General features: G+C 39.4%; 12 protein-coding genes and 1 pseudogene. 7 read left to right on the forward strand and 6 right to left on the reverse strand.

The features are described from left to right. The first annotated feature begins 41 nt into the window (after nucleotides 1–41). Nucleotides 42–680 carry an XRE family transcriptional regulator gene (locus ORQ98_RS25435; RefSeq protein ID WP_274691638.1) on the forward strand — a complete coding sequence of 213 codons (639 nt, stop codon included), beginning with the start codon at nucleotides 42–44 and terminating at the stop codon, nucleotides 678–680. An 83-nt stretch (nucleotides 681–763) separates the two neighbouring features. Here the strand turns inward: ORQ98_RS25435 and ORQ98_RS25440 are convergent, their stop codons facing one another. The 6 genes from ORQ98_RS25440 to ORQ98_RS25465 all read right to left on the reverse strand — a co-directional run bounded on the left by ORQ98_RS25440 (nucleotide 764) and on the right by ORQ98_RS25465 (nucleotide 4672). Then, entirely contained in the window at nucleotides 764–1534 is a 771-nt protein-coding gene (locus ORQ98_RS25440) for a rhodanese-like domain-containing protein (RefSeq protein WP_274691639.1), read from the reverse strand. A gap of 493 nt (nucleotides 1535–2027) precedes the next feature. Then, nucleotides 2028–2894, reverse strand: a complete 867-nt coding sequence (locus tag ORQ98_RS25445) for a substrate-binding periplasmic protein (RefSeq protein ID WP_274691640.1) — start codon at nucleotides 2892–2894, stop codon at nucleotides 2028–2030. Beyond that, entirely contained in the window at nucleotides 2885–3061 is a 177-nt protein-coding gene (locus ORQ98_RS25450) for a hypothetical protein (protein ID WP_274691641.1), read from the reverse strand. The genes ORQ98_RS25445 and ORQ98_RS25450 overlap by 10 nt, the downstream gene beginning before the upstream one ends. Before the next feature lie 99 nt (nucleotides 3062–3160). Continuing rightward, complete coding sequence (locus tag ORQ98_RS25455; RefSeq protein WP_274691642.1) at nucleotides 3161–3448, reverse strand: MarR family winged helix-turn-helix transcriptional regulator; 288 nt, start codon at nucleotides 3446–3448, stop codon at nucleotides 3161–3163. A 120-nt stretch (nucleotides 3449–3568) separates the two neighbouring features. Then, a complete protein-coding gene (locus ORQ98_RS25460) occupies nucleotides 3569–3868 on the reverse strand; it encodes a hypothetical protein (RefSeq protein WP_274691643.1) in 300 nt (99 codons plus the stop codon). 33 nt (nucleotides 3869–3901) lie between these two features. Continuing rightward, entirely contained in the window at nucleotides 3902–4672 is a 771-nt protein-coding gene (locus ORQ98_RS25465) for a ParA family protein (protein WP_274691644.1), read from the reverse strand. 419 nt (nucleotides 4673–5091) lie between these two features. On the opposite strand from ORQ98_RS25465, the gene ORQ98_RS25470 reads away from it, so the two are divergent. From ORQ98_RS25470 to ORQ98_RS25495, 6 genes and pseudogenes are all read left to right on the forward strand, one after another. Then, nucleotides 5092–6219, forward strand: coding sequence for a hypothetical protein (locus tag ORQ98_RS25470; protein ID WP_274691645.1), 1128 nt, complete (start codon nucleotides 5092–5094; stop codon nucleotides 6217–6219). A gap of 131 nt (nucleotides 6220–6350) precedes the next feature. Then, nucleotides 6351–6542 carry a type II toxin-antitoxin system VapB family antitoxin gene (locus ORQ98_RS25475; RefSeq protein ID WP_274691646.1) on the forward strand — a complete coding sequence of 64 codons (192 nt, stop codon included), beginning with the start codon at nucleotides 6351–6353 and terminating at the stop codon, nucleotides 6540–6542. After that, complete coding sequence (vapC, locus tag ORQ98_RS25480; RefSeq protein WP_274691647.1) at nucleotides 6542–6946, forward strand: type II toxin-antitoxin system VapC family toxin; 405 nt, start codon at nucleotides 6542–6544, stop codon at nucleotides 6944–6946. Before ORQ98_RS25475 ends, vapC begins: the two co-directional genes overlap by 1 nt. A 433-nt stretch (nucleotides 6947–7379) precedes the next feature. Next, nucleotides 7380–9299: a DUF6531 domain-containing protein gene (locus tag ORQ98_RS25485; protein WP_274691648.1), complete on the forward strand. Its 1920-nt coding sequence runs from the start codon at nucleotides 7380–7382 to the stop codon at nucleotides 9297–9299. Between the two features lie 25 nt (nucleotides 9300–9324). Next, nucleotides 9325–9471 (forward strand): hypothetical protein, encoded by a 147-nt coding sequence (locus tag ORQ98_RS25490; protein WP_274691649.1) that lies wholly within the window; start codon nucleotides 9325–9327, stop codon nucleotides 9469–9471. After that, nucleotides 9461–10176 (forward strand): annotated as a pseudogene (locus ORQ98_RS25495) (hypothetical protein); the annotation flags it as partial. The gene ORQ98_RS25490 and the pseudogene ORQ98_RS25495, both read left to right, overlap by 11 nt.

Here is a 10176-nt window from a genome sequence, read left to right on the forward strand (position 1 = left end):
GCGCGATATTTACACAATACTGTATTGCCCGTGGGCTTTTTATGATTGATCTTGACTCAGACTTAGACTTACTAGAAGAATACTGGTCTGGCGTAGGTGCCAGACTTGAACAAGCCAGGAAAGCGAAAGGGTTCGAAAAAAGAAAAGAAGTAGCAGAGTTGCTAGGCGTAACTGTTGGTCGTATTTCCAACTTTGAAGCAGGTATAAGGCGGCTAAGTTATATTCAGCTTAAAAAGTTTGCAGAGCTTTATAGCGTAAGCTCTGCCTGGTTAGCAGGCTATGATAAAAACAATCCAATCACTTTAGCCCATCTCAATAATGAATCCACTGGTGAGTTAGGTGACTTTGCAATCTCTAAAGAATGGCTCAAAAAGAATAATCTAGCCGAAAGTGATGTTTCAACCGTTGTCATTGAAGATGACAGCATGACTCCTCTTATAAAGCCTAATGAATGTATATTAATCAATAAGTCAGTTGAGGTTGGCTCAGAAAAAGACCTATTTGCCATTAGAGTTCATGGCAAAGTATGGGCTAGATGGATACAAAAAGTAGAAGACAGTTGCTTTTCGGTCACTTCTGAAAATGAAGACGCCTTCTTTCCTGATCAGACTTATACAGCTGAGCAATTTAATCAGGTTGAAGTGCTAGGTCGTGTCGATATGTTTTTTCGCAAGCGATAGTTATATATTGCATCTTAACAACACAACCAAGCCCTAGCCGCCCTGCCCCACAAACTGGGTGGGGTTTGTATGTAGCAGTGCAATTACAATGAAGCACTGCCTCCTTTTAAGAACTTATAATTTTCATACCCATACTCTTTAAGGTAATACTGTAGCCACTTGTTTTGTTTTCCAACAGCATCAATGAAAAGAAGGTCTTTATCTTCAATGATTTTTCTCTTCAATAGTGGTCTTATCCGTTGCATTGGAATTCTTTTAACGTTTTTAAAAGGTAATTTTTTCTCAGTTCTTTGAAAAAAAGTTCTAGTATCAATCACATTAAATGAAGCACTGTTCTTAAGAGCTTCCTCCTTAGAGACTTCATATTTAGCATACTCATTTTTTGATATTAAATCTGATGCATTTCGAAGAGGTTTCCCTAGCAAAATTGTTTTATTGGTATATTTAGTTGCCCAGTCAAATATACCAGCATCATATGCAAAGTTATTAGAAATTGACTTTGTTTTTCTCGAAGCTTTATATGACTTCTTGCATGTATGGCCGTTACAGTAGAATACAACACAAGATTTTTTATTTTTTTGTTTTTCTTCTGAGACAACTTCTTCAAACTTACTTTTACTCAAAGGAATATGAACTGCCCCATTAATATGAATAACTGAAAACTCTAACTTTGACCGCACATCAACAACTAAACACTTCTTAAGAGATCCAAACAGAGTATCAATTTCCATTACTTTGACATCAGAAAAATCTTTTCTAAAAGGAAAGTCTTCTGCCAACGGGCTTTGAACACTTATAACTGCAATACTGACAAGTATGGCATGCAGATTAGCTTGTAATGTTGAGTTAAGCATGAACTTTACTGCCTTGAGACACCCAAACACTTACTAAGAGTAGACTATTACAGTCTTAAGTTTGCCTACTTTCTGCAACAAAGATGTCTTTCACCCTAACCACTTCACCAACGCCTTAGCAGTCAGCCAAGCAAGCCTAATTGGTAAAGCTCCATTTCTAGATGAAGCATACAACCAATTATTGAGATGAAAATCTGCTTAAAAGTTGCTTGGTGTTGTAGGCTCAGGTTTTGGTGCTGGTTTAGGAATACGGCCACGAATTGGTTGGGGTGAGGTACTTCTTGTCATTATATTGAATCCTTTTTCACTAATAACGAGACTTAATCATAACTTTATCCACCAAAGAAACTGGGATGTAAGTCACCTATCAAATGAAAGGCTCAAAGAATATGACAAAAGGTAGTGTTTTCTCTATATACGCTTCACCAACGCCTATCTTAGGCAGTCAGCTAGCTTGTTCTAGCTCTACACAGCAGCAGCCTTGATAGCTATATTAGTCTTTATGAAAGTGCGTTTTCATCTCACCAAACAAGCTCTCATATTCAGGTGTTTTTTTAAACTCTTTTAGCTTTTGATTAATTAAAGCCAAGTCATCTTGTGGTGTTGTCTTCTTACTAAACATAAAATGAACAGGCGCATCATTGACAACAAATGGCAAAAAATCTACCTCACTTAATTTACCTAACTTTTGTGCCATCGCTTTTAGATATATTTTATCATGTAATACAGCATCAGCTCGATTTGAAAGAAGCATAGAAAAACGATCCGAATCTTCAGTCACATTACTAATTAATTTTTTAAATTCCTTATTTTCCTTAAGCTTGGCAAATTCTCCACCAAACCAGTTATCCCAAACTACAGCTATTCGCATTTTAAATTTCATTACATCATGCAAACTTTGTATTGGCCATTTTGATGCTTCGTTCTTTCTAATCATGAAGCGCATTTGCTCATTTCGATAAGGCAGTGAAAAATAAGCATACATAGATCGCTCTTTGGTTTTTGAAGCAACCAAAGCTACATCAGGCAAACCATTTTTTAGCCCTTTAACAATACGAGACCAAGGCATATTAACAAGCTTTATCGTACAACCAGCTTGCTCAAATACTTTTTTTACCAGCTCAATATCCAACCCTTTAACCTTTGAATCTTCCGCCGTATACATAAATGGGAAAAACTCACTATACCCAACTATGTAGGCTTCCTTACTGCATGCAGATAGTTTTGAACTCAGTAGAAAAAAGGTACTAAGGATCAAAAAGAGTAACTTATATAAGTAACGCATCACTACAAGCCTATGGATCCACAGGAATATACTCACAACCGCTTCACCAACATATTGATTGAATACTAATCCCAAGGCTCTCTTTCTGCATCAGGAGAAGTAGCCCATTTATAGCAACCACCTCCTGATTTGGACAGACCGCCATCACAGCTATCCAGCTCATAACACTCATATTTGCTTAGGCTTCTCCCATAAACAGCTTCAGCATCAACCCATTTAAACTCACCAGATGTGTTTTCCATCCAAAAGCATCTGCTTCCTTTAGAGCAGCCTGCTACTAAAAGAATAATGATAAGTAATGCCTTAATTTTCATTTTTAACCAACTACATCTTAACTTCTGTTAAAGCTTCTTCACCAACGCCTTCCCCTTAGCAGTCAGCCAAATCAGCTTAAAGCGCTTGTCGTCTTTATCCTGCTTGACCTTGATTAGCTTAACGTCTCCGCTATCCCTCCCCTCTTCCAAGCGGCGAATGGTAGTAGCCACGTTTTTCTCATTAACCTTCATGAACTGAGATAGCTCAGATATAGAACAACCTTCATTGTCATTAATGGCCATTAGGGTGGCTAGTGTCCGAACAGTTAGGCGTGGGTGCTGGGTAGACAGCTGAGTAAGCTTTTTGGTGTTCATAATTGGTACTTCTTATAGTTTTGTTTCAGATTGAAGTACCAATAAGGATGGCAGCAATTATCTAATAGTCAAGAATGGCTGAATGTACAAAGATAAAATGTATTACATTTGAAATACAAATCAAGTATTTTCCATAATAGACTCAAGTAGCTTTTTCTTATTAAGCTTGCTTCGCATTCCTATCAAACCACGAATTACTTTAGCTTCAGTAATGTTCTTTTTGGTCATTGACTGGATTTCTTCCGTTAACTCCTGAAGCCCTGAGATGTCATCAGCAGTTAGTCTAAAAGGCTTAGGTGAAAGACCTGTTGTAACATTCCTATTAGTTTTAACTGTTGTAAGCTTTTCTTTCTCTTTTGGGGCGTCGACTTCTCTATTTCTGCGTTCGCCCAGTTTTGTTGTTCCAGCAAGTTTAGACATATCAGACCTAAAATGTATTACATTTGTATTCCATCAAACCCTATCCAAGATTTCTTTTGTTAGGGCTCTATAATCTCTATTAGCCAGTGCACTTTTAGCATAAAGAGCTAACGGCTGAGCCGTGACACTAGCTTGTCCTATAGCTTCAGCTCTTCTAACTGTTGTTTTCAGCACATTGCCGTTAATACCTTCAAGCTGCTCTGATAAAAAATCATTGATTAGCTTGTTTTGGCTTGCAAACTCATTTCTAAATACTGCAAAGTTAACTTGTTCTGTTTCTTTAACTTCTTCAATTGCATCTAACAAATCACTAAGGCCATCAAGAGCAAAGCGCCCACCATCAACAGGCATTAAAAATAAATCAGCAACCATAATTGCGTTGGTAACACCTAATGATAGGCTAGGAGGACAATCTAATAGAACATAGTCAAACTGATTAATAACTTTCTTTAAGTGCCGTTGTAGAATTCTTTCTCTATGCACCCTGGTTAAACTTTGCTCAATCACTCGACTTAAGGTGATGTGTGAAGGGATGAAAAACAGACCCTCAATTTCTTTACCATTAGACATGGCAGGTAAAATTGCATCTTCAATTTTCGCCTTTTGGTTGGCGAATAGGTCAGCAACTGTTAAATCAAACTCATGCTCTCCACCACTTAGAACCTTGGTTAAGTTAGCCTGGTGGTCTAAGTCAATTGTTAATACACGGTTTTCAAGCCGTGCTAGCTCTGCTCCAACGTTTATGCATGTGGTAGTCTTACCAACCCCACCTTTCTGATTTGTAACAGCAATAACCTTAGCCACCTGGACCCCCAACACAATAAATGTATTACATTTGCATTACTTTACTAAGATTTAGTGAGCACTTTCAATTGATATTATGCACTACATTTGTAATACAAATATACACTCTATGCATTAATTTGTCAGCACTTCCAATTTTGTATTACATAAGTAATACATTTATTACTATCCAAGTCTTAGCTTCGCATCTCACAATGTAATACATATGCATTACATATCTTAGTCAGAGGCTTTTCAGCACAAACTTAAATGTATTACTAATGTAATACATTTAAGTCAACCCCTTACCACATCAAGCCTGCATCAAATGTTATACATTTGTAATACATAAATAGTTGTATATTATTCTTGACCAGTATTACATTTGTAATACATTATTACGCCTACTAAGTACCACTGATAAGCCTTGAGTCTTAATCATGACAACAATAGCCCGCCACCCTAAAACTAAACTGCAACTCTTATTTGCTTATACGGGTGCCACTCTGAGTGTCACTCTATCGATAGCTTTATCTGTCTTATTGTTCTGGAGCATTTCAGAGAACAACTACTATAGTGCGTTGTTTGCTGGCCTGGCTTTAGCATTTGAGTTGGCCAAGTTCATGGCCTTGCCAGAGATTGCAAGACGTAAGCAGCGTAAAGATTGGGCGGGTGCACTGAGTGCCACTCTTTTATTTATCACCTTGGCAACAGCCAGCATCTTGGGTTCAATAGGTGGACTACAGAGTGACACTCAACGAGTGCAAGCAAACATTGCTCAGCAAGAGCAAAAAAGAGTGTCACTCATTGAACAACGACAGTTGCTACTTGATGAGATTGCAGAGAATCAGAAAGCGATTGATAAGTACATTAGCCTGAACAGAATCAAGAACTTTGCTCAGCCTTTGCAGGAAAAGAACAAGGCTTTACGCCAACAAGCCTCTGAGTTACAAGACAAGATCAATACGGTAGGTGTTGCCCATGAAACGCCCATGACTGCGCTATTGGGTGCTATTGCTACAGCAGTGAGTGAAGACAAGGCTACAGTCCAGGTGTATGTGTTCATACTGCTAGCTGTATTGCTTGATCTAGTCGCTAGCTTCTTTATTGAGTTGATCCGCGAGGAAAATCAATTCAAAGCGTCATTAGTTAAAAAGCCACAAACTACCAAAGTTGCTAAAGCGGAAGAGGGTGACACCCCACCAAAGCCCAGAAAGTCCAGGGTGAAAAAGAGTGTCACTCTGGAAAAACCCAAACCAACGCCACCCAAGTTGGAGATTGTGAAATCTGAAAAGAGTGGCACCCCAGCAGTTGAAGCCAAACAACAAGAGTTGCAGCTGCCTGAATCCAATGTGGTCAACATCAAGCGAGCTTCAGCTTTAGAAAAGTACCAGGCTGTAAAGAAGGCTGTTAGTAAGTTGCCTGTAGGGGAGGGCGTCTATAAACGGCAGATGATGAAGGCTTTCCAGCTTGGTCAGAAAACCGTCGATAAGCACTATCGTTGGTTAATGAGAGACGGGCTTGTTGTGCAGGATGCTGATACTAAGTTGTTTTATCGGGCGGCATAACAGTAAACGCTACGGGGTCACGTTTATTTTCGTCTCACTATAGACAGCCTACTAATCAACCAAACTGTTTGCTTGTCATACCTGCAATGTGTATAATTTTAAAAATCAATACACACCACAGGTAAATGGCTATGAGAACCAACATCAATATTGATGATAACTTAATGGCAGAAGCCCTTAAGATTACTGGCCTGAAGACCAAAAAGGATGCTGTAGAAGCTGGCTTAAAGATGCTTATTAAGCTTAAGCAACAAGAGAAGATTAAGCAGTTTCGCGGCAAGCTGAGCTGGGAAGGTGATCTAGATGAGATGAGGACTAATTAGTGGTTCTTGTTGATACAAGCGTCTGGATTGATTACTTCAATGGTAAAGAAACAGCACACACTGACAAATTAGACAACCTACTGTCTACTGACATAGTAGTGATAGGTGATTTAATCCTGGCAGAAATACTCCAAGGTTTTCGACAAGATAAAGATTTTAAAAAAGCTAAAGAGCTACTCACAGCACTTGATATTTATCCTTTGTGTAACCAGCACTTTGCCATTAAGAGCGCTGAAAACTACCGGACTTTAAGGAAGAAGGGTATTACAGTCAGGAAAACCATTGACTGTATGATTGCCACCTTCTGTATTGAAAATAAAATACCACTACTTTATTCAGACAAAGACTTTGAAGGGTTTAGGGCTCATTTAAAGCTCAAGCCAGCTTTACAGTTACCAAACTAAAGCTAGGAGGCTCAGCACTCCTAGCATTGCCCCTCACTGTTATGGCCAGTTCAAGGCTGGCCAACACTAACAAAAACCCAACGACAGCACAACTTTTGTACACCTATCACTATGTAGCAATGCCCAAATATTTCACCTTTGCTACTAACTTTCACCTACTTTATGAATAACAGTCATATTTAATTATTGTTAAACAATAGTGAAATATTTCCCCTGTTTTTCTGATTGCTTGTCGTCTTATAATCGGATTGGTATTACATGATGTATAAATAATAAGGAAAAAAAGATGGATTTATGTAGTCATTATTTTATCAATTCCACAGACCACATTAGTACTTACAAATTCCACCCGCCCGGTAGCTAGACGCTACAACAACAAGACCAACACATAAACACAACCAGCTAGTTAACTAGCAGTATTGGAAATTATTCTATGGATAAAAATAAACGCCTATTGGCGCTATGTATTAGTACGTCTGTGCTTTTTTCGGCGCAAGCTTTTGCTGCTTCGGATTATGTAGCTACAAAAGTGGCAGAAGCAGAATCCTACCCTCGCCCAAAATATAAAGATATTCGATCTACCCCCTTTGCCACTCATGAAGAAGCTTTAAAATGGGCTACTACACAAGCTAGAGGCGATAGTGGTTACTTTTATGCCCGAAACCTTACATTATTAAAAACAGGTACTGAAAACGGAAAAAAATACTGGATATATGGTGACTCTGGATTTAGCAGACATGCAACAGCTAAAGAGTCCTCAAGTATGATTAACCATATCCTCAACGAAAGGGTAAATGTACCCAAAAGCCCCCGAGGTGTTCATTGCAGATCAGAAATAAGGAATAGCAGCGCCCCCAGTGTGAAAGCTTTTTTTACAAATGACTATTTAGGTGTAATTGACTATGCCCATTACCATATTAACTATACAACCACCCCTTCCCAAGACTCATTATTAAACTATTACGCATATTATTGGTTTGATTTATTTTCGAGCTATATGCAAGCCCACACCACTCCAATTTATAGAATGAAGATGAAAGACAAATGCTATACATGGGGAGGGGGCGATATTACACACATTGGCAGGGTTTTCCTTCACCCTACTGTGAAAATATACGAAGTCGACCACATAGAAACTGAAGAAGAACGAAAAGAACGCGAAGCCCGCGAGCGTAAAGAACTAGCTGAAAAAGAGGAGTTAGGTGATAGCTGCGGCAATAAAAACAACCCCGTCAATATCACTACAGGCAACAAATACCAGCCATTTGCTTTACCTCTTGGCAAAATCAAAATAGACAACACGATTCACTACAATAGCAAGTCTGCTGTTAGTGGTTTATTCGGTAAAAATCGCACTTCATTACTCGATACCCATGTAGCCATCACTGAAAACAAAGCAAAAGTACAAATGCCAGACGGCCAGATTTTGCACTTGGATAATCAGGGCGATAAATGGACCCGTATTGATGTTACTCAAGAATTAGTAAAAGCTTCAGACGGATGGGTTTTACACGATACAGCTAGCCAGCAAAAGCTGCATTTTAATAATAGTGGCCAATTAACTGCTATCACCCAGTTTGGAAAGGAGCTTACCAAGCTAGTTTATACCAATGGTGTTATTAGCCAGGTACAAGACCAGTACGGCACAGCAATTGACGTACAGATGAATAACGGTGTTGTTGAGTCTCTAAGCCTGGTTGGTCAAGATAATGTGGTTGGTTTTGGCTACGATGGCAAAGGCAACTTAAGCACCATTACCCACAAGAGCGATACTTACGAATTTAAATTCGATGATGCCCGCTATCCTCATGCACTCACCAAGCGACTTAAGAATGGTAAGGAGCTAGGCCGCTATGGGTATGATGATAAAGGCTTAGTTGCTTATAGCCAGGTTGGAGAAGAAACGGAAGAGGAAAATAAAAAAACAGTTGTAAGCAAATTTGTTTATGAGTTTAAGAATAACAATACAACAGTTGTTACCAACCCATTAGGCAAAAAAACCACCTATCACTTTAAAACTCTTCGCGTCGGTAACAAGGTTGAAAAAGTCGAAGGCCACAAGTCTGCAAACTGTGTTGCAGCCAATCAGAACTATTCCTACTACGACAACGGCCTTGTAAAGTCACAAACCGATTGGTTAGGCAACAAAACCACCTTTACCTATTACGATGATCGCGGCTTAGAAAAGGCGCGCACTGAGGCTGAAGGCACCCCACAACAACGCATTATTACTACCACCTGGCACCCTACATTCCAGTTACCAGAGACTGTTACCCAAGGCAACAAAGTCACTCGGTACACCTATTACGACAATGGCCAGTTAAAAAACAAAAAACTTGAGAAGAAGCAATAAAGCCGACCAAAAGAAAGGATTTTAAGTGAAGCGTCAGAAGTTAACAGACGTGCTTGTTGTGCTTTTCTCCCTGGCTATTGGATGGATAACCATTCTTATCATTAAGCCTGTTAAAGCCGTCGAAAATACCGCTCACTACAACAACATAATTCAGGTGATGCATGAAATTTAAAAAGCTTGTTATTGCGTTGGGGTTAACCAGTGCACTCCCTATGGTTCACGCGAACGACGCGGAACAAACCGAAATACTCACTTATAACTATACCTACGACACCCACGGCCAGGTGAAAACAGTTGACGGCCCTCGGAAGGATGTTGAGGACATAACCACTTATGACTATGAGCAAGGTAATTTAACTAAGGTTACTAACGCCTTAGGCCACACGGCAGAAAGTAAGGATTTTCACGACTATTACGGCCTGCCTCAAACTCTGATTGATGCCAATGGCATTGTTACCAAGCTTGCTTATGATGAGCAAGGCCGATTAAAAACTAGCACTTTAAAAAGCAGTGCGGGCGATTTAACCACGACTTATGTTTACGACGATGCAACCGGCTTAGTCACTAAAATTACCCGGCCAGATGGTACTGAGACTAACTACGAATACGATGCATTTTTTAGGCTAAAGGCGACGTATAACGGCCTTAATGAGCGTATCGAGTATGAGCTTGATGATATGGGCAATATCACCAAGCAAACCATTAAATACATGAATGGCACCATAGCTAAGCAGCATAGACAAGTATTCGACAAGTTAGGCCGAATTATTGAAAGCGTTAGCGCTAATGGTAAGAAAACTACGTTTACCTACGACCCGAACAGCAACCGCTTATCCATAATTAACCCGCTTAAACGGACTAGTGGCCAGGCATTTGA

This window comes from Spartinivicinus poritis, from assembly GCF_028858535.1.
In the GTDB taxonomy this organism is placed as follows: domain Bacteria; phylum Pseudomonadota; class Gammaproteobacteria; order Pseudomonadales; family Zooshikellaceae; genus Spartinivicinus; species Spartinivicinus poritis.

Bases quoted from the DNA above. Each gene is read 5' to 3' on its own strand.
- ORQ98_RS25460 (WP_274691643.1), bottom strand. From the start codon at position 3,868: ATGTCTAAACTTGCTGGAACAACAAAACTGGGCGAACGCAGAAATAGA.
- ORQ98_RS25470 (WP_274691645.1), top strand. From the start codon at position 5,092: ATGACAACAATAGCCCGCCACCCTAAAACTAAACTGCAACTCTTATTT.
- ORQ98_RS25455 (WP_274691642.1), bottom strand. From the start codon at position 3,448: ATGAACACCAAAAAGCTTACTCAGCTGTCTACCCAGCACCCACGCCTA.
- ORQ98_RS25440 (WP_274691639.1), bottom strand. From the start codon at position 1,534: ATGCTTAACTCAACATTACAAGCTAATCTGCATGCCATACTTGTCAGT.
- ORQ98_RS25475 (WP_274691646.1), top strand. From the start codon at position 6,351: ATGAGAACCAACATCAATATTGATGATAACTTAATGGCAGAAGCCCTT.
- ORQ98_RS25435 (WP_274691638.1), top strand. From the start codon at position 42: ATGATTGATCTTGACTCAGACTTAGACTTACTAGAAGAATACTGGTCT.
- ORQ98_RS25485 (WP_274691648.1), top strand. From the start codon at position 7,380: ATGGATAAAAATAAACGCCTATTGGCGCTATGTATTAGTACGTCTGTG.
- ORQ98_RS25450 (WP_274691641.1), bottom strand. From the start codon at position 3,061: ATGGAAAACACATCTGGTGAGTTTAAATGGGTTGATGCTGAAGCTGTT.